We start from the raw sequence: 20,080 nt of genomic DNA, 5'->3' as shown, positions 1-20,080 counted from the left end.
TCAATACTCCATATGACCGCCTCCTTTCAATTTATCCAACCCAATCTTCATTTTATAATGCGTCTTCTATACTCCACGTTACGATCCCTTTGTATACTCCGACATCATTTTTATTATTCAATTTCAATAACAATCCTTGATTTTCATCGAATTCATAGATCTCATCTACGTTCAGTGCAATCGAACCAAGCCCCGATTCTGCTGCACCCTCTTTAAAAACTAACCATTCTTCATCGATCACATGGCCGCTTGTTTCATGAGTCAGTTCTGAAGCCGAAAGTTTTACTTTGTATGAATCAGAATCTGCTAACGTAGTATTTCTTGTGACGAGCTGCATTTTATCTTGACGCGGCTGTGATTCTCTATTTGCTGGCAATTGTGTATTAGCATACCTCCATCGATGATTTTGGGTCACAAATTCAAAGCCCAGATAGCCTTCCACTTAAAAAGTTGTTTCCAGCATAAGCGGTTCATCGATACGATTATCAGTAAGTGTTACGGTAAGCGTATTTTCCCCTATTTGGAAAATCCCGTCTGCATCTTTCAAATCGATATTGAATCTAGCTGATCCAAACGTTTGAAGCTCTTCTCGCGCATTGAGGATCAATTGATTTTCAGCTAAAATCTCTCCATTGATCCACACACTGTAATACAAACGGTCCAAGTCCCCATCCCCATAATCGAATGCAAAACGGAACGGGTCTTTAAAATCAGTAAATAGTGTTGTTTCTATTGATTGGCTATTTACTGTTCTTAGATTCTCTAATTCTGGTGGCGTATTCGGATCGCGCTGGATTGCATACTGCACAGCCTGTTCCACTTGTGCATCATAAAAACTGCCTGTTGTCGAAAGACTTCTTCCTCTAAACGCGACACGTTCGTACACATTGAAATCCGCATAGGACTGAAATTCTGATAGGACTTTTGTTTTATAGTTCAATCTCAGTATGGTTCCATTAAGAATTTCGATCGTGCTTACCGGATAGAAGCGTTGTAAGACTTGATCATATATCGCTTCCACTTGATGCTCTTCGATCTTGTCATCGCTATTGATGGTCTGATAGGTGAAATAAGGATGATAATCTTCATCTAACGGCACCATCTCAGTAAAATCAAATGGATTGGACTTGCTTTCTTCCAACTCAGAAGTTAAGATAGTGAGCCCATTTTCACTATTAGGTGTAAGGAATATGCTGCCGTCTCCATCGTCATTGTAAAAAGTAACAGTATGTTCCAGCTCTGTATCCGCAGGAACGGTGTGCCCGTGCACATTTTCTGCGCCGGATTGCCCTTGTACCGTGATTTCATGGACTAATTCACCTTGAATATCAAAATTTGGATTCGTCATAAACAATGTCGTTTGATTATCTCTAGCATATGTTGCTGTTGCAGCAAATCCCCAAAACAATTTTTTTGATCGGAACTCAGGATAATAATCACCGATATTGATATCCCCTGTCGTTGTTCCATGTCCTCCTTCTCGTAAATCTGTCATCGAAAAGTGGAGAATTCCTGTCGGGCTGATATTGACATTCAATTGCCACCAGCTTCCTGTCACAAAAGCATTGTTCGTTCCAAAGTCTTTTTTAAAGCTTTTAGCGGTAGGATCTTCCGAAGATGCAACTGCTATATGTGCACCGGAAAATTCGTTGTCTCCATATTTATCCCGATTGAGCAGGGGACCTGTGGAGACTTGATTATCGAACTCAAGGACCATCGCATTTATCATATGCCGGTCGATATCAAACACGCCTAGAGGATCTTTATGTCTATAGGCACCCAAAGCTTTCGTATCATGGTTTGTTACTACAGACGGATCATATTTGTTATGGATCCCTCGTCGACTATAGAAAAGACTTGTAGGATTCCCATCATGCAGGAAAAATGAGATTCCTTCTGTATACGTATCAAAATACATGTAAGTAGTAAATCCGATATCACTTGTCATACTGGAAAACTCGATCGTATTTTGATTCTTCGAGACCATGTGACCTCGATTGTAAAGTGCAGTTAAAAAATCGCTCGGGGTGATTTCGATTCTCTTGTTCTCGTCCAAAAATTTGGGTACATTCCGTACAAGCGTCAAGTAATCAGGAACCGTGAACAGACTCTTTAACGAGATCGCATCATCGTAAGCCCCATTTAAATTGGGATCTGACATATTCGGAGCAGCATAGACTTCAGCTTCTTCCATTTCTTTTTGATCCTCTTCCAACGTTTCTTCTCTTGATTCCTCTAGCTCTTTAGAGATCTCCGTCGAATCTTCACTTGTTTCTGCTGTTTCAGATACAGCGGTATTTTCTGGCAAAACAACTGCGACCATATATTCTTCCTGATCACCGATCAAGATTTCTTCTGATCCTTCTTCAGTTTGTTTCATCAACCTTGGTGTGATCTTTAGATGATATTGCTCAACTTCTTCTACTATATGGCTTTTAAAAGCGATTTCGACTTTTTCATCTTCAGTAGAAAAATCGCCTGCATAATACCACTCCTCATCGACTTGACCTACTTTCCCAAAAGTCCGCTCGATTTCCTGGATACTTTCTCTCATCAACAATTCTTCGTGTTCAGCGATTTCAAGTTTGAACTGCATTTGATAATCAGCTTCATCGAATACATGCTTCTCGTATGTCATGAGCCATTGTATCTGCTGCAGCTCCTCATCGATCTCATAATCGATCATGATCTTTGCTTGTCCATCTGTTACGACTTCTTCAGGCCCTTCCTTGGCAAACGTGATTTGCGACAGTCCCGTGAAATGTGACAAAAGCAGTACAGCAATCATAAAAACTACACTGCCATAATGAGAGACAGTTTTCGTTTTTTTCATTTTGTTCTCTTCCCCCTTCTTGGCTATTGGTTTCGTTTCTTTTTTCAAAAAGCTTAGGTATTTTCGTTTCCATCATTTCCCTTTCGATTCCACTCTAACTTAATTAAATTAAGATTACAAACAGGTTAAAAATATAGCGGAACAAAAGTTTAATAACGGTACTATCTTATAAAAATGGCAAAATAACTGTATTTATAAATAATCAAAAAACATTTTTTATAAAAAAACGATATATATTTCTCAAATAAATTGTATTTTCCAACTAAATTTGAGACAATAAAATTAAAAAAAGAGAATTAAAAAGCCGTATAATGAGAAAAAACAGTATTTTATGTGAATATAAGAATTGCATGAGAAAATATTCAAGGATGTCATGACAGATTCCCGATTTATGTATGTGTCTGTTTCAGAGGAATAAACGATCAAAAGGAGGTCCTATGTTTTTCAATATTGTCTTTACCCAAAAAGAACGTCGAAAGTTGGCCATTTTCCATTTGCTTGAAGAGCAGCATGAACTAACTGTCAAAAAAATCAGTGAAAAACTTGATTTATCTTCTAATCATGTAAAAAATCTGTTGCTTGAGATGGAAAATGAATTTGCTGACTTTTATTATCCTGGATTTCAATTGCTGACAAAAAAAGAAATCAGCCAGAACCTTCCAGCTGATTTAAATTACGATTATTATTATTCTTATCTGATCCAGCATAGTATCCCTTATCGGGCGGTCAAGTCTTCTCTTTTTCATCCGAAAAAACGTTTGGATGAATTTTGTCAGGAAAATTACATCAGTCGTGCTTCTGCCATGCGTCAGTTGCAGTCCTTAGCCGATTATGTACAAGAATTCGGCGTGACCTTCAACCGCAGTCAGCTTGCGTTCAAAGGGGATGAACGTTTGATCCGCTTGATCTTATTCAATATCTTATGGGCAGCTTCACGTGGGAATGATGATTATCCATTTGAGCTCTCAGAATCGGATCTATTGAAAAAATTAGCTGATCTCACCAGGCACACTTCCCTAAATTGGAGTTTCGTAGGAAAAAAGGAAGTTTGTCTTTTTGCCGGGATTACTTTCCAACGGATCGCTCAAGCGCACTATGTGTCGGACGATCCTCGCTATAAGGAAGCCTTTTTTAATAATGACCACCAGACAAAACGACTTTTTAGCGAACATTTTTCTATCCCTTACGCTCATCAAGAGGATGAATTCCGATTTGCTCAATTCATGGTGTTTTATGCGCCGACTTTTCAGTATGAAACGGAGATTTCCAATGAAGAAGTAGACTTCCTTGATGGACAGGGACAACTTCTTTCTTCTTTATTGAAGGAACTCGACAATTACTGGCAAACGGAGATTTTTCCTGAGGATACTGTTTTTCAAGATAATCGGACGATCCATACTCGTTTATTCAATATTCTTTTCTGTTACTATCTGTTCCCGAATCGGATCCCTACACTATTTTTCTTGATGAATTATTTTCATAAAAAGAAACCTGCTAGCTATTACTACTTGAAAGACCACTTTACATTTTTCTTGAACAAAATGAGTCGGCGGCACAAGTATCAATGGCTTTCGGTTTGCTGCGGTGATCTAGCTGAATTATTTGCATGGCTGACATTGGACTGTGGTGAGAATCATCAAAACTTAGAAAAGCTCCAGGTTTCTTTGGTCATGGAAACAAATTATTTTTTTACCCAAGAGATCAAGATCTTTTTGAAAGACTTATCGTTCGTCCAGCTGAAAGAATTATCTCAGGAAGAAACACAGCCAGTGGATTTTCTGATCGTCTCCTCTGCACATCTTGTTCCAGAAGAATCAGAAGAAAATTATTATGTCGTGAATTTTTTTGAAGGAAAAACGGAGTATGTCAAATTATATCTTTCATTGAAGAAAGCGTACGAGAAAAAACGATATCACTTTCTTTTAGAAAGACAGAAAAAGAAAAAATCTGCTGTAACGGGCGAACTTTAATATACGAACAGCGGCGCAAAAATCTTCAGTTTCTAAAGACTTTTACGCCGCTGTTCATTCGAAAAAAGGAGGGGATGACAGGAATTTTTTGTCAATCCCTCTTTTTTTATTTCGTCCATGGCGATCTCGGTTTACACCACTAAAAAAACGAACCAGGACTAGCGAATAGAAGTTACAGTATTTTTCTCTTCTATGATGACGATATCCTTGTTCGGACGTTTGAATTGGATCCCCGCGCGTTCCAGCTCCTGTTTCACACCGACATGGACTTTGACATCATCGCGACTCAGTTTCAAAATATGACGTACCGCGTAGTCGATTTCCTGTTTGGTGATTTTCTTCTTCGTGTTGATCATCACCACTTGTACTTTTTCGTACGTATCAACTAACAAAATCTGTGTCCGATCTAATGAGAACAGTTTGTAGTACTTGATCGCCGTGTTTCCGAAAAAGAAATCTACGACTTTCGGATAAAATGTTTTGATGTTCAAATTGTTGTTGACAGGTGTCTCGATTAATTTCATCTCATTCCTCTTTTCCATCATAGTTTTTTTAATGAAACGACCCTTTCCAGCCGACAAGGAATCGTTTACAATTTCTTCGTATAAAAGCAGTTGCTCTCGCCTTCTGCTACTTAATAGTATAACATAATCTTATAAGAGAAAAAAATATTCATTTGCCCTTGACCTTCACGTTACGTAAAGGGTTATGCTGGTTTTGTCAGGAGGGAAACACATGGAATACACGATTAGAAAAATGGCACAGTTATCCGGTATCAGCACTAGGACACTACGCTTTTATGACGAAATCAGCCTCTTGCGTCCTGCACGGATCAATTCTTCTGGCTATCGGATTTACGGAACAAAAGAGGTGGATCGTCTTCAACATATTTTGTTTTACCGATCGCTAGGATTCAAACTAGAAGACATCAGAGAAATTCTAGATAATCCAGACTTCGATCATCAAAAATCATTGCGAGAACATCGCCAAATGCTTTTAGACAAACGTGCCCAAATCGATCTTCTCTTGGCAAACGTCCAACGAACACTCGATACCTATGAAGGAGGAAGTACAATGAATGACCAAGAAAAATTTGACGGATTCAAGCAACAGAAATTACAGGAAAATGAAACAGCTTTTGGACAAGAGATCCGACAGAGATACGGAGAAGATACTGTTGCAGCATCGAACGAAAAATGGTTAGGCATGGATGAAAGAACTTATCAGGAAATGCAGGAGACCGAGAAACAGATGCTGACAAACTTATCTCTTTACTTGAAACACCCTTTTGATGAAGCACTAGCCGATCAGATATTTGCTGCCCATAAAAAATGGCTATCCTACAGCTGGCCTTCGTATCAGCCTGAAGCTCATAAAGGATTAGGAATGATGTACGAAGCGGACGAACGATTTGCAGCCTATTATGATGAAAGAAGCGGGAAAGGCGCTGCACACGCACTGAATGAAATCATCCAAAAACGGACGTGAAAAAGCTGCTCGGCTTTTCCACGTCCATTTTTAGTTCTTGAAGTTCCTCTGTTATTTTTGCTGAATGACTGTTTCGACCACTTTTCTTAACGACGAATAAAGGTGTACGGGATCTTCACTTGTTCAAACTTGCTCTCAAGAAATAAACGAAAAGCTGTTTCACCACAAGTTGCCAAATGATGATCGATCGTTGAAAAGCCAAGCAATTCACTCATCAGCAAATTCTCGCGCCCCACGACTAGGGGCTTTTCATTCTCCTGATAACTTTGCAGGATTCCTGCTGCAACCATATCAGAATTCGTGAACACGCCTTCTATTTTCTGTTCTTGGAAAAACATGCCTGCTTTCTTTCCTTTTTCTGCATCGATACACTCCCAATACACTTGGGACTCGTCGAATCCTGGAAAGTACTTTCGGCAAAGCTGCAACGTGATCTTGGAATTATAGCTCAGTCGGCCGCTTCGGCCCAATGTTACGCCTAAGCGTCTAACTCCTTGTTCTTTCAAAAACAGTAAACCTTCTGCGATTGACTGTTCCCGATCAATGAACACACAACTTGCTTTTTGCTCTTTTAACTCTTCGCAGAAAATCAGCGGACCATACTTCTGATATTCCAGCAATATTTCCAACGGATTCGCACGTGATGTAACGATCAATCCGTCGAATGCTTTTGCAGCAAATTCATCTAAATACTTTTTTTCGCGTACTGCCTGATAGTTCGTCGGCAATAGTGTCACTTTGTAGCCCGCTTCAAAAGCAGCTTCGATGATCCCACTGATCAGCTGATCGAAATACGGATGGTTGGTATACGGAAGAATGACGCCTATATTTTTCGTTTGACCAGAACTCAGTTGCCTTGCATTCGCATTAGGAATATAATCGACTTCTTTCATCACTGCCAGTATCTCTGCCCGTTTTTCTTCATCTACATAGGGATGCCCGTTGATGACGCGTGAGATGGTTGAAACAGAATAACCGGTCAGCTTTGCAATATCCCGAATATTCGCCATGGTTGTTTCGCCGCCTATACAAAAAGATTTTCTTGTAAATAGTCTACCACAGCTGGCCCGCATTCAAAAAACTGATAGATCGTGCCTTGATGACTGAAACTGATCCGCTGCCCTCCCCAATAGGTGTCTTTGACTAATCCTGTGATTTCATCCAAATTGATTTTTTTGACTACAGATTGATTCAGACCTTGAAAACTGGATAAGACTAACATGGATTCCTTGAATTCAACAAAAGCATAAAAATAATTGGTTTTTGCCCCGTTTGTTACTTCGATATAGGTGTTCATCGAAAGCCCTCCTTTTTGATACATTCAGTATAGCGTGTGGAACGCGTCTCATAGCAAGGAGTTTGTTCGGCTTTTTCTGAAACTTTTTTCGCTAGACTGCTTTATTCCTCCGGCTCCCCTAAATTAGGGTCTAATTTATTTGCAGCTAGAATAAATGGTGCCCAGATCAATGCCGCAACGATCAGATTGATGATCGTCAGAACGATCGCCCGCCAATCTCCGGCAGTAGCTAAAAACCCGCTGATGATAGTCGGCATGACCCAGATCACATTCACGACGACCGGACGAACTAGCCCTGCCATTGTAGCAAAATACGCAATCGTTGCAGTGGCAAGAGGCGCTAAGACGAACGGGATCATCAAGAGCGGATTCAAAACGACTGGCAGACCGAACATCACTGGTTCATTGATGTTGAACAGCCCTGGTGCGATCCCCAGTTTCCCGACTGTTTTATAATCGGCACGTTTGGATAGAAATAAAATCATGATGATCAATACTAGTGTGACACCAGCGCCACCAGGCCAGACAAAAGCTTCGAACGAACCTGCGACCCATTTGAACGGGATCGGCTCATTGTTCTGGAACGCATTCGTATTCTCGACCATAGCCGTCCCATATAAAGTTTGCAGGACAGGAGACATGATATTCGTGCCATGAAGACCGAAGAACCATAGGATATGAACCAGCAAGACAATAATAAATACGGCTCCATACCCTTGAGACAAGTGCATCAGCGGTGACTGGATTGCTTCAGAAATCCAGTCGATCAAAGGGACACCTGCCGTTTGTCTGAAGAGATAATTGATCGTTCCTACTACGTATAGTGAAACAAGTGCAGGGATGATTGCAGCAAAAGCTTTCGAAACAGCTGGCGGAACAGAATCGGGCATTCGAATAATAATGTTTTTCCGCATCAAAAGTGCAAAAATAATGACAGAAATAAATCCAAAAATCATGGCAGTGAATAGTCCTGAACCACCCATATACTTACCAAAATTGAAATATCCCCACGCGCCCGTTGAGACTGTCTGTCCGCCATCACCTGTATCAGCAAGGATCCCACCTGCTGAAGAAATCAGATCTGCCGCATCTTGAGAAAGCTTTTCCGGAAGCGTCAACACGGCAGTCGCCGCATCTGGCAGCCCGATCATGAAAGCCACTAACGACACGATACTTCCTGATACCGGGTCCACCTCATATGCTTTTGCCAAATTCGCACCTAATGACAAAGCGAACACAACAGCCATGATCGCTAATGTGCCATTCCAAATCAATCCATTCACTCCGATGACTGGCGTGAAAAAATTCGTGATCGCATTTCCTTCCCCCAAATAGGTATTAGGAAAATCACGCATAAACGCATTCAGCAAAACAGCGATTGCTCCTGCCATGGTCGCAGGCATCGTTCCGATAAACGCGTCCCTCAAAGCGACCAGATGCTTTTCTGATCCGATTTTTGTTGCGACCGGCAAGATATACCTTTCCATCCAACTCATTAATCTGTTCATTTTCTTCCTCCTGATTTATTTTTTGACTGAGCGACAACAACTTATGAATGCGCATACATTATAATGATATTATAAATATAGCACATATTTCTGTCTGTGCCTATCGGTTTTGAGCATCCCCGACTTAAATAACATCAAAAATAATGATGATCATAGCTACCCTATATTCAGTATAGATTATGGAATGATCTATAAGCAATTAATAACAAATAAATAACAACAGTTAGATAAACAACACAAAAAAAGAGGCTGTGACAAGATTGTCATAGCCTCTTTTTCTATTTTTCTACTACTTGCCTATGAGTAGTCCATCAGCTAGCGAGCTGCTTTCTACATCATGCCGCCCATCATCGATGGATCCATTGCAGGAGCTGCTGGAGCTGCTGGTTCTGGTTTGTCAGCAACGACTGCTTCTGTTGTCAAGATCAAAGCAGAAACAGATGCTGCGTTTTGTAAAGCAGAACGTGTTACTTTTGTTGGATCTACGATACCTGCTTCGACCATGTTCACCCATTCGCCTGTCGCAGCGTTGAAACCAGTTCCTAATTCAACGTTCTTCAATTTGTCCACAATGACTGATCCTTCATAACCAGCATTTTCAGCAATTTGGCGGATTGGTTCTTCCAATGCGCGTACGACGATCTTGATCCCTGTTGCGGCATCTCCTTCTGCTTCGACAGCAGATACTTTGCTGATGACGTTGACTAACGCTGTACCACCACCGGATACCATTCCTTCTTCTACTGCTGCACGAGTAGCATTCAATGCGTCTTCGATACGCAATTTCAATTCTTTCAATTCTGTTTCAGTTGCTGCACCGACTTTAACGACTGCAACGCCGCCTGCTAATTTAGCTAAACGTTCTTGCAGTTTTTCACGGTCAAAGTCTGAAGTTGTTTCAGCGATTTGGTTCTTGATCAATTGAACACGTGCTTCGATCGCTGTTTTTTCGCCTGATCCTTCAACGATTGTCGTGTTGTCTTTGTCAACGACTACTTTTGAAGCATTCCCTAAGTTTTCGATCGTTGCATCTTTCAATTCCAAACCAAGATCGTCAGTGATTACTGTACCGCCTGTTAGGATAGCGATATCTTCAAGCATTGCTTTACGACGGTCACCGAATCCAGGTGCTTTTACAGCGACAACATTGAATGTTCCGCGGATTTTATTCAATACAAGTGTTGGTAAAGCTTCACCGTCTACATCGTCTGCAATGATTAGCAATGGACGAGATTGTTGCAAGATTTGTTCTAATAATGGCAAGATATCTTGGATGTTTGAGATTTTCTTGTCTGTAATCAGAATGTAAGGATTGTCTAAGACTGCTTCCATTTTATCGTTGTCTGTTACCATGTATTGTGACAAGTAACCACGATCAAACTGCATTCCTTCTACAACATCTAATTCTGTTTCGATCCCTTTTGATTCTTCGATCGTGATAACACCGTCGTTACCTACTTTTTCCATTGCGTCAGCAATCAGATGACCTACTTTTTCTGAACCAGAAGAAACAGCAGCTACTTGTGCGATCGCTTCTTTTGAATCGACAACTGTTGAAATATTGTGCAATTCTTCGACTGCTACTTTTGTTGCTAATTCGATCCCGCGGCGAATGCCTAGAGGATTAGCGCCAGCCGTCACGTTTTTCAAGCCTTCACGGACGATTGCTTGTGTCAAAACAGTAGCAGTCGTTGTACCGTCACCGGCGATATCGTTAGTTTTTGATGCCACTTCTGATACTAATTTCGCACCCATGTTTTCGAAATGGTCTTCTAATTCGATTTCTTTTGCAATCGTTACACCATCATTCGTAATCAATGGAGAACCGTAAGATTTTTCCAATACGACATTACGGCCTTTAGGTCCTAATGTTACTTTCACTGTATCTGCTAATTTATCTACCCCGCGTAACATTGCTGCGCGTGCATCTTCTGCAAATTTCAATTCTTTTGCCATGATTTCTTCACCTCATTGATTATTTTTGTTTATTTCATCTTTGTTTCGTAGTTTTTACGCTTATTCAACGATCGCCATGATATCTTTTCCTGCAACGATCAAATATTCTTTTCCTTCAAATTTCACTTCTGTACCGGCGTATTTTTCAAACATAACTTGGTCGCCTGCTTTGACATCGGCTGGAACTTTTTCTCCGTTTTCCAACAAACGGCCTTCGCCGACTGCAACAACTGTTCCGGTTTGCGGTTTTTCTTTAGCAGATGAAGCTAAAACGATTCCTCCGACAGTTTTTTCTTCTTCTTTTGCGACTTCGATGATGACGCGATCACCTAATGGTTTTAACACGATAAATCCCTCCGATAACTCTTTTTTGAATTTGTTAGCACTCTAACACTTAGAGTGCTAACCTACATTTTTAATAATACTCATTCTCTTCCTTTTTTGCAAGCTTTTTAGGTTAAAGCCACTGATTTTTTATTTCACCTGTGAATCCCCGCTTCTATGCTATAATTAAAAGCAGCTCTTTAATTTGGAAGGAGGAATCTCATGTCATTAAAAAAATACAGTTTCGCTAGCATTTTTTTCTACGGATTGATTTTTATCTCGCCGCTGATTCTGGCTTCTATCGGGCTTGTTAAAACAACGCCTGATTTGATCACCGCTACAGCTGTTGCGTATATCCTATGTTGGCCTTTTTTTATTTCAAGCAAAAGGAACCATTAGCAATCGAGGCAGCTGTGCCCAAAGCTTCTTTCCCAAAAATCATCGTTTATGGCGTGCTCGGCATCTTTGTAGCATTGATCCTGCAAAGCTTAGCAGTCATGTTAGAGACCGTTCTTTTTGGCGAAAGCTCTCCATCAGAAAATACGCAAAATATCGTCCAAATGATTCTAGAAGCTCCGGCCTTCATCTTGGCGACTACGATTGCCGGTCCTATCATGGAAGAATTTGTTTTCCGCCGCAGTATCTTAGGGATCATCAGTCGATATTCGAACTTTTGGGTCGGCGCAGTCATCAGCTCGCTGCTGTTCGCATTTGCCCACAATGACGGGCATTTGCTGATTTACTTTTTCCTTGGTTTTTTCTTCAGCTTGGAATATAAAGTAACAGGGAGAATATGGACATCGATGATTACTCATGTAGGAATGAATACACTAGTGATCATTGTGCAGCTAGCTGTGCAAAAGGGAATGATCTGATCAGAAAGAAGCAGCCGCAGTTTTGCAGCTGCTTCTTTCTATTTTCTTTTCATTACTTCATCGTTGTTTGAGGTTCAAATCATCTATTTTTTTCAGGAATGGCAGATAAATGAAAAATCCTAAGATCAGTACAATCCCTTGTAACAGTGCAGCTGGTATTCCGCCCACTAAAAAACCGGACAGAATCGGCGGTGTCGTCCATGGCACCTGGACAGCTGTAAACAAAGGGACCCATTCAAAATAGAGTGCGGTATAAGTCACTAGACCAGAAAGGACCGGTGTCAGAATAAATGGGACGGCCATCATAGGATTCATCACGATCGGCGTCGAAAAAATAATCGACTCATTGATATTGAAAATCGCTGGAAAAACTGAAAGCTTCCCTAATTGACGAAATGTTTCTGATCTTGCAAAACCGACCATGAAACACACGATTCCCAAGGTGAGTCCTGCTCCAGTCACGGTCATAAACTGATCCAGAAACTGCTGTGTCACGATATGACCCCCATTTTCCACCGTCAGTTCTTTACCAGAAGCAAGGAGCTCTGCATTCGCTAGCGAATTCGCCTGCAAGACTGGGCCAACTAAGCCATTGATCATCGCGGATCCATGGACTCCGAACAGCCATAAGAAGGGGATAAAAAAACCTAACAGTATGACCCCGATCAGAGAATCAGCAAATGACTGGACAGGTAATTGGATGAATTCATGAATCAGTTGAATCATTGGTTTATGCCATATTTTTTGGCTACCTACAGAAACGATCAGAGAAAGCAGAACGATCATAAGCGCCGGAATTAACCCCACAAAAGATTGTAGGACATTTTCCGGTATATTTTTCCCTAGTTTCAGACGCTTCCCGTATTTCAACATTTTGGAATACCCCCAGCCAGCAAGAAGCCCGACGATAACCGCTCCTAGTATCCCCTGTCCACCTGCCAAAACCAGCTCGAATCCCCCATCTTCTACAGGCAAGATGAGCAATAGATACGCGACAGCAGCAACTATTCCTGCTGACAGTGTTTCGACACCTTCTTCTTTCGTATACGCATACGCAACAGCAGATACGATCCAAAACGACATGACTGCAAATGTTCCTTTATACACTTGATCGAGATAGATAGAAACTCCTGTGCTTGTGATCCATTCTGAAATCGATCGGATGGGGAAATGTGCAAGCAGAAAAAAAAGAGAGCCTGCGATCGTCACGGGGATCGTATACGTCATCCCGTTACGCAAGGCAACAAGAGGCTTAGCATTAAAAAAAGATAAAAAAAGCGGTAACATTTTTTCATTCAGCCATTCTTTCATTGATTCTCTCCTTCTGAATCTCCCTCGAGGCATCCAGTATTTTTTCTTTTACTTAAACTATACCGAAGATGGAATGAATACGAAAGAAATGCGCTTTTCCTGTTTTGCTAAAGGACGGAATTTTTGACGGATACCCTGTAAATTTCTACAATGAACAAGAAAGATGGAAAAGGAGGTTTTTTTGATGAAAGTAGCGATTATCGGTGCAACCGGACATGCCGGTTCACTTATTATGAAAGAAGCAATGGCACGAGGACTAGACGTCACTGCCATCGTACGCAATCCAAAAAAATTGAGTGAAAACATACCATTTTTGGAGAAAGATCTATATGAATTGACTGGAGAAGACCTACGCCCATTTGACGTAGTCGTCGATGCCTTCAATGCACCACGAGGAAAAGAAGAGATGCACCAAAGTTCATTGAAGCATTTAACACAATTATTATCTGGTACAACTACTCGTCTACTGGTCGTTGGCGGCGCCTCTTCGTTATTTATAGATCCAGGAAAAACTACTCGTATGATCAATCGAGTCCCAGAAAATGCGCCATTCTATCCAACCGCCCATCATATGTATCAAGCTCTAGTGAACTTGAAACAAACAGAGAACTTGCGCTGGACATACATCAGTCCTGCCTCGATCTTTGATCCAGCTGGCGAACGCACAGGCAGTTACCAACTGCATGATGATTCTTTGCATCAGAATACTGATGGAAAAAGCATGATCAGCATGGCTGATTACGCCATCGCTATGGTCGATGAGATCCTTCAAGACAAGCATGAAAACCAGCATATCAGCGTTGTTTCCGATTGAAACAAGAATCGATAAACAATCAAATCAAAAAACAAAAAGAAGACTGGGCGGAAAATGCCTCCCAGTCTTCTTTTTCTCATTCGCTTTGCTTTTAAATCGAGAACAGCTCAGTTGCTTCATCAGGATCTGTATCATAGATCTCAAAATCGTGCCCGACACCTAAGTCTTTTTCTTTCAATATGTTCTCCATCGTCAAATGAGCCAGTTCTTTCATATTGTTTTCTTTACTCAAATGGCCTAAGTAGATTCGTTTCGTCCGGTTCCCGATCACATCAGTCATGACCAATGCCCCGTCTTCATTTGAGAGATGACCACGATCACCTAAGATCCGCTGTTTCAGATTCCAAGGATAAGGACCCATCCGCAGCATCTCGAGATCATGATTGCTTTCCATCAGATAGCCATCTGCATTCTCTATGATCCCGCGCATATAATCACTGCAATAGCCCGTATCAGTAAGCATCACGAATGACCGGTTTTCTTTGTGGAAACGATAAAACTGTGGAGCTGCCGCATCGTGGGAAACACCAAAACTTTCAATATCAAGATCACCAAAAGTCTGGACTTTGCCCATTTCGAACAAATGCTTTTGTTCGACAGGAACATTCCCGATCATCGAATCCATCGCTTCCCATGTTTTTTCATTCGCAAATACATCTAAATGGTACTTACGCGCTAAAACACCTACGCCATGGATATGATCACGATGCTCATGTGTCACAAGTATCCCATCTAACTGATCCGGTGTCCGATCGATTTGAGCCATCAAGGAAGTAATTTTTTTCCCGCTAAGTCCTGCATCTACCAGAAGCCGCTTTTTATCACTCTCGATATAAAGCGAATTCCCGGAACTTCCACTCGCTAGGATACTGATTTTAAAAGCTGGGTTTTCTTCAGCCATTTTACTACTACTTCCCTTCTTACACTGTAAACTTTTTTCATTATACCTGCTTTTTTAATGATCTTCCACCTTTGGGACTGCATTATTTGTGACGATCGTATTACTAAACGCATTCACTGTCTCGACCTGGACCGCTTTATCAGCCGTCTCGATGGCTACATGCCATACAGGGACGTAGACATTTTTTTCTCGGACTTTTAAAATACAGGAATAAGCCAACTGCCGCCACAAGATTTTGGATCCTCTAGGTATCTTGTTATTGACATACAATGTCTTGATTGCTTCTTCTTCTGTACATAACTCCATTTTTTCGCGAAGCTGTTCGATATGAGACAAGTGCGTTTGAGTGTATTTGGTAATGAGATATTCTCCATCTGATTTATCCATAGACAAAATGATCTTTGCAGTATCATCATTGAACGGGATCCCTTCATAAGACTGGCTTGCTTGGATTTCATACGAATCATCATCTAAAGCAGAAAAATTCTTCGTATATTCGTATTCATTGCCAAATAATACATTCTCGTTCTTACGCAAGAATTGAGAGAGAGAGCTTCCGATTTTTTCTGGATTGATCACACTATCTTCTGACTCCGAAGAAGATAACGTCTTCGTCAAGAGATTCCCATCTAAAACGACATTGCTATCGAGCAACCCGCTTTTTTGTGCTGAGCGCCGATAAGTCGACAGTGATTGCCTCAGATCCGTCTCTTCCGCACTCAGGTAATAGCCTTGTCTGCTTTCTGAAGAGATTTTTCCGGTGTAGGAGATATCGTCGCTTGCCAATCGCTTCTGGATCGATTCCGTCTGGTCCGACCGAATCACATTGTTTTCCTGATAGACCGCTTCGTGATAGCTACTGAACAAAAAGACATTCAGTCCTAAAAATGCGACGAAAAAAATCCATTCAATTTTTTTGAAATCCAATTATTTCGCCTCCAATCCAGGTAACTGATCCAGTAGCTCATTGGCAGAATACCATTTATCCTGATATTTGACATACCACTCCGGCAAAAGATCGACTACACGATTCGTTTCTTTGATATTCTGCCAAGTATAACCGACGATCACCGATTCGATCGCTGTTTTTTCAGCGCCTTTGCTGACTAACTGTTGGATGATTTCCCCCGTACTTGCTAGTTCAACTTCTTCATCAGACGGGATAGGTACTTGGATCGTATTCAAACTGGTTTGGATATTTACTTGCGGTAAGCCGCTTGCTTCTTTAGCCACTTCGATACCGACCTGTCCTTTGCTGTCGGAGCCGAATACCGGGAAGCCTTCAACGAATATCCGATAATCCACCTTGTTGTTCTCACGGTCAAAATACCGTAGATTGCCTAACGCACTTCCTAATTTGCTGATATAAGGGAAGCTTGCAGAAAACACACTTTGTTCTTCTTCGGTTTCTGCACTTTCACCGCGAAAGTCAACGACTTGGTTCTCTGAGTGGATCGACATCGTTTCGTTGTCGCCGTAAAAAATCAGTTCATTGCTTTCCGCATTGTTCTTCACTTTATCAGGCTTTTGGAAAAAGGCATTCCGGAATAGCGTATACGGTTGTTGCGACAGAATATAACTGTACTTTTTCAGCTTTATCGACTGCTTCGTATTGTACTGATTGTTCAATTCCGATGGTTCATTTGACATTTCTGTCCATTTTATGCCAGTGACATTCAATTCTTTATCAAGATCTTCCCAGTTGATCGACACGTTTGCTTCATAAATGACCCGGTTCGGGTAATTTATGAAGCGGATCTTGTTGTTTTTCTTGTCGAATTGGATACGAGTGAAATTATTGTTTTTCATCGAATCAGAAAGGTCTAGGTTCAACTGGAAAGCTTCTTGGTATTCACTTAACAAAAAAGGAGCATTATAAGCAAATTCAAAACCGGAAGTAAGCTTTCTGACTTGGTCGAATTTTTCATGATCTCCAGCCACGACTTCTGAGAGTTTGCCGAATCTGGCGTTTTCTACAATTGTCTGGAGCCTCGTGATCAGATTCTCACTGTTGGTCTCTTTGATCGTACCCTCTTGAAACCAAGTCACATGAAGCGGCAGGAACACTTCGGAGGCTTTTCGATAGGATTGTGATTCGATGACTTGCGCGTTTGATTCATCCATATTGATCGATGTCTTACCTGCTGGGCTCAGCCAGATCGCATAGGAGAAATACAAACTCAATGCAACCATCAGAATCAATCCTATCCGAATGAATTTTTCAGAGATTCTCATTCCCACCATTCCTCCTCATAAGGTTCATACGGTAAAGAAATGTAAAAAGTCGAGCCTTGCCCCTCTTTACTTTCTGCCCAAATCGCTCCACGATGTGCCTTGATAACTTCTCTCGATATCGCAAGTCCAAGTCCAGTACCTCCTTGTGCCCTTGCTCGTGCTTTGTCTACTCGGTAAAAACGTTCAAATACACGGTTCAAGTCTTTTTTAGGGATCCCCAATCCTTGGTCAGTGATACTCAAAATCACGTTATTATGTGTTTCTAGCAATCGGCATGTGATCGTACCGCCATCTGGAGAATACTTGATCGCATTGTTCATGATATTGTCGACCACCTGGATGATCTTGTCTGTATCGATCTCGACCCACAGATCTCTTTGCGTGAATTCACGTCTGATCGTATAATTTTTTTCCTGATTTCCGACCATCATGTCAAAACGATCGAGAACAAAATTGACCAGCTCGTTGAAGTTGACATATTCCAGTTGAAGCTGCGTATTGCCCGTGTCCATCCGCGAGAGATTCAGCAGATCATTGATCATCCGAATCATCCGGTCGGTTTCATCTAACGTGACTTTCAGGAAATTAGGCGCTACTTCTTCATCTTTCCATGCCCCTTCACTCAATGCTTCGATATAGCTGCGCATGCTTGTCAATGGTGTACGCAATTCATGCGAAACATTCGAAACGAATTCACGACGTTCTCGCTCGGTTTTTTCCTGCTCCGTGACATCGTGCAGCACAGCAACTAGTCCGCTGATGAATCCGGACTCTCGGCGGATCATCGAAAAATCGACGCGAAGGATCATTTGATCGCTCTCCATCAATCCTGTGGAACGATCAAGGATCATTTCATTGGGATCTTCCAATAATTTTCTCAATGTATATTCTTCTTCGATGTCCAATAAGGTCAAGATCGATTGTCCGATCGCCTCTTCATTTTTCACATCTAACAGCGAGACAGCCATATCATTGATCGTGATCACTTTTCCTCTTCGATCCGTTGCGATGACACCATCTGTCATATGGGAAAGTACGCTGTCCAGCCGATTTCGTTCTGCTTCCATCGTATCTTGCGCTTCTTCGATCCGCTCTGCTAACTGATTGAAGGTATCTGCCAGCTGACCTAGTTCATCTTGCCCATGCACTTTGACCTTGCGACTATAGTCACCTCGTGCGATCCGTATCGCCTGCTCGCGCATCTCGCCGATCGGTTGCGTGATGGATCGTGCGACGAGGACTGAGACGATCATGGAGATAAACGCAGCAATCAACGAAGCAGTGAAGAAGATGATGGCTGTATTGTTGATTTCAGAATATTTTTGTTCGATATTGCTTTTGACGTAAAGAGCCCCGATGACGGCATCGCCGGTCGGGGACAGGATAGGCTGGATATTGATATTCACCCGCTTATCGTCATTATCTAAAGCCACATAACGCTTAGTCGTAAAATCGTTGATATCAACATAATCGTTCTTCTTCCCGACGGAGCTCTGTTCATTCACATCCGTTGTTGCGCGAATGATCCCTTTTTCATCTACTACTCGAATCTCGATAATATCGCTAGAGGCGCTGTTTTCGATGAATCGTTTGATATTTGCATTTACTTCATCCGCATCCGCATTGTCTTTTCGATTCAGCTCAGGACTGACCGTAGAAGCTAGCGATTCCACCGTCTGATTCATGTCTTTGATGAACGTATTGATGGTCGAACGCTCTAGCCCTCGGATAAAATACGCGCCAATGATTTCGATTGAGATCAGCAAAATCAGGATAAACGTGATGGCGATCTTAAAATTGACTGATCGAAAAAAACGGACTTTTCTTTTCATTCAATTACTCCTGTTCCGGGTTACGCAAATAGTAACCGACACCCCGACGTGTCACTAGATAATTAGGATGGCTCGGGTTGTCTTCGATTTTTTCTCGAAGGCGCCGTACAGTAACATCCACTGTCCGCACATCGCCAAAATAATCGTAGCCCCATACCGTTTGCAGTAAGTGTTCGCGTGTCATGACTTGACCGATATGCTTTGCCAGATAAAACAGCAATTCGAATTCACGGTGTGTCAATTCGATCGTTTCTCCGCGTTTCGTCACCATGTACGCATCAGGATGGATCGTCAAATCTCCGATATTCAGTTCAGAAGGCGTTACTTCTTCTACTTCTTTTGAAGCAGTCGCTCCTCGACGCAGATTGGCTTTCACACGCGCCACTAATTCTCGGTTTGAAAACGGTTTGGTCACATAGTCATCTGCGCCAAGCTCCAAACCTAAGACTTTATCGATCTCTGAATCTTTCGCTGTGACCATAATGATCGGCATGTCATACGTTTTTCTTACTTCACGCGCAACTTCCAGACCATCCATTTTTGGCAGCATCAAATCTAATAGGATCAAATCAGGCTCGACCTCTGCTACTTTTTCCAAGGCTTCTTCGCCGTCATAAGCAGTATACACATCATAGCCTTCTTTGGCTAAATTGAATTTGACGATATCCGAAATCGGCTTTTCGTCATCGACAACTAAAACTTTCTTCATAAAGAGCCACCTCTTTTATATTATTGT

General features: G+C 41.6%; 17 protein-coding genes and 1 pseudogene. 4 read left to right on the top strand and 14 right to left on the bottom strand.

Annotation, left to right across the window (positions count from 1 at the left end):
• Positions 1-52: 52 nt before the first annotated feature.
• Positions 53-442 (bottom strand): hypothetical protein, encoded by a 390-nt coding sequence (locus tag G7Y42_RS14985; protein ID WP_241161929.1) that lies wholly within the window; start codon positions 440-442, stop codon positions 53-55.
• The gene (locus G7Y42_RS07460) at positions 443-2,833 is read right to left on the bottom strand and encodes a hypothetical protein (RefSeq protein WP_241161928.1); all 2,391 of its coding nucleotides are present in this window, start codon (positions 2,831-2,833) and stop codon (positions 443-445) included. It lies immediately after the preceding gene.
• Between the two features lie 437 nt (positions 2,834-3,270).
• Here G7Y42_RS07460 and G7Y42_RS07455 point away from each other — a divergent pair, with 437 nt between their 5' ends.
• A complete protein-coding gene (locus G7Y42_RS07455; RefSeq protein WP_165005336.1) occupies positions 3,271-4,803 on the top strand; it encodes a helix-turn-helix domain-containing protein in 1,533 nt (510 codons plus the stop codon).
• Positions 4,804-4,961: 158 nt separating this feature from the next.
• On the opposite strand, the gene G7Y42_RS07450 is transcribed toward G7Y42_RS07455, so the two are convergent.
• Positions 4,962-5,327, bottom strand: a complete 366-nt coding sequence (locus tag G7Y42_RS07450; RefSeq protein ID WP_165005337.1) for a DUF1827 family protein — start codon at positions 5,325-5,327, stop codon at positions 4,962-4,964.
• A 211-nt stretch (positions 5,328-5,538) separates the two neighbouring features.
• Here G7Y42_RS07450 and G7Y42_RS07445 point away from each other — a divergent pair, with 211 nt between their 5' ends.
• The gene (locus tag G7Y42_RS07445) at positions 5,539-6,291 is read left to right on the top strand and encodes a MerR family transcriptional regulator (protein ID WP_165005338.1); all 753 of its coding nucleotides are present in this window, start codon (positions 5,539-5,541) and stop codon (positions 6,289-6,291) included.
• Positions 6,292-6,377: 86 nt separating this feature from the next.
• Here the strand turns inward: G7Y42_RS07445 and G7Y42_RS07440 are convergent, their stop codons facing one another.
• The 5 genes from G7Y42_RS07440 to groES all read right to left on the bottom strand — a co-directional run bounded on the left by G7Y42_RS07440 (position 6,378) and on the right by groES (position 11,397).
• On the bottom strand, positions 6,378-7,301 hold the full coding sequence (locus G7Y42_RS07440) for a LacI family DNA-binding transcriptional regulator (protein ID WP_165005339.1): 924 nt from the start codon (positions 7,299-7,301) through the stop codon (positions 6,378-6,380).
• 14 nt (positions 7,302-7,315) lie between these two features.
• Positions 7,316-7,588 (bottom strand): hypothetical protein, encoded by a 273-nt coding sequence (locus tag G7Y42_RS07435; RefSeq protein WP_165005340.1) that lies wholly within the window; start codon positions 7,586-7,588, stop codon positions 7,316-7,318.
• 101 nt (positions 7,589-7,689) lie between these two features.
• The gene (locus G7Y42_RS07430) at positions 7,690-9,096 is read right to left on the bottom strand and encodes a PTS sugar transporter subunit IIC (protein WP_165005341.1); all 1,407 of its coding nucleotides are present in this window, start codon (positions 9,094-9,096) and stop codon (positions 7,690-7,692) included.
• A gap of 330 nt (positions 9,097-9,426) precedes the next feature.
• Positions 9,427-11,052 (bottom strand): chaperonin GroEL, encoded by a 1,626-nt coding sequence (gene groL, locus G7Y42_RS07425; protein WP_165005342.1) that lies wholly within the window; start codon positions 11,050-11,052, stop codon positions 9,427-9,429.
• 60 nt (positions 11,053-11,112) lie between these two features.
• Positions 11,113-11,397, bottom strand: coding sequence for a co-chaperone GroES (gene groES / locus G7Y42_RS07420; RefSeq protein ID WP_165005343.1), 285 nt, complete (start codon positions 11,395-11,397; stop codon positions 11,113-11,115).
• Positions 11,398-11,598: 201 nt separating this feature from the next.
• On the opposite strand from groES, the pseudogene G7Y42_RS07415 reads away from it, so the two are divergent.
• Positions 11,599-12,251, top strand: a pseudogene (locus G7Y42_RS07415) (type II CAAX endopeptidase family protein).
• A gap of 57 nt (positions 12,252-12,308) precedes the next feature.
• Here the strand turns inward: G7Y42_RS07415 and G7Y42_RS07410 are convergent.
• Positions 12,309-13,562, bottom strand: coding sequence for a PTS transporter subunit EIIC (locus tag G7Y42_RS07410; RefSeq protein WP_165005344.1), 1,254 nt, complete (start codon positions 13,560-13,562; stop codon positions 12,309-12,311).
• Between the two features lie 184 nt (positions 13,563-13,746).
• Between G7Y42_RS07410 and G7Y42_RS07405 the strand changes: the two genes are divergently transcribed.
• Positions 13,747-14,376: an NAD(P)-dependent oxidoreductase gene (locus tag G7Y42_RS07405; protein WP_165005345.1), complete on the top strand. Its 630-nt coding sequence runs from the start codon at positions 13,747-13,749 to the stop codon at positions 14,374-14,376.
• 91 nt (positions 14,377-14,467) lie between these two features.
• Here G7Y42_RS07405 and G7Y42_RS07400 read toward each other — a convergent pair whose 3' ends face one another.
• From G7Y42_RS07400 to yycF, 5 genes are read right to left on the bottom strand one after another with little or no spacing between them, the layout of a single operon-like run.
• Positions 14,468-15,277 carry an MBL fold metallo-hydrolase gene (locus G7Y42_RS07400; protein ID WP_165005346.1) on the bottom strand — a complete coding sequence of 270 codons (810 nt, stop codon included), beginning with the start codon at positions 15,275-15,277 and terminating at the stop codon, positions 14,468-14,470.
• Between the two features lie 54 nt (positions 15,278-15,331).
• Positions 15,332-16,204: a two-component system regulatory protein YycI gene (locus tag G7Y42_RS07395; protein ID WP_165005347.1), complete on the bottom strand. Its 873-nt coding sequence runs from the start codon at positions 16,202-16,204 to the stop codon at positions 15,332-15,334.
• Positions 16,205-17,512: a two-component system activity regulator YycH gene (gene yycH / locus G7Y42_RS07390; protein ID WP_165005348.1), complete on the bottom strand. Its 1,308-nt coding sequence runs from the start codon at positions 17,510-17,512 to the stop codon at positions 16,205-16,207.
• Positions 17,509-19,344, bottom strand: coding sequence for a cell wall metabolism sensor histidine kinase WalK (gene walK, locus G7Y42_RS07385; protein ID WP_165005349.1), 1,836 nt, complete (start codon positions 19,342-19,344; stop codon positions 17,509-17,511). The genes yycH and walK overlap by 4 nt, the downstream gene beginning before the upstream one ends.
• 4 nt (positions 19,345-19,348) lie before the next feature.
• A complete protein-coding gene (gene yycF, locus G7Y42_RS07380; RefSeq protein WP_165005350.1) occupies positions 19,349-20,053 on the bottom strand; it encodes a response regulator YycF in 705 nt (234 codons plus the stop codon).
• Positions 20,054-20,080 lie beyond the last annotated feature (27 nt).

This window comes from Enterococcus sp. ZJ1622 (assembly GCF_011038845.1).
Taxonomy (GTDB): Bacteria; Bacillota; Bacilli; order Lactobacillales; family Enterococcaceae; genus Enterococcus_B.
Note: the sequence above shows the minus strand (reverse complement) of the source record. Positions and strands in the feature narration are given on the sequence as shown.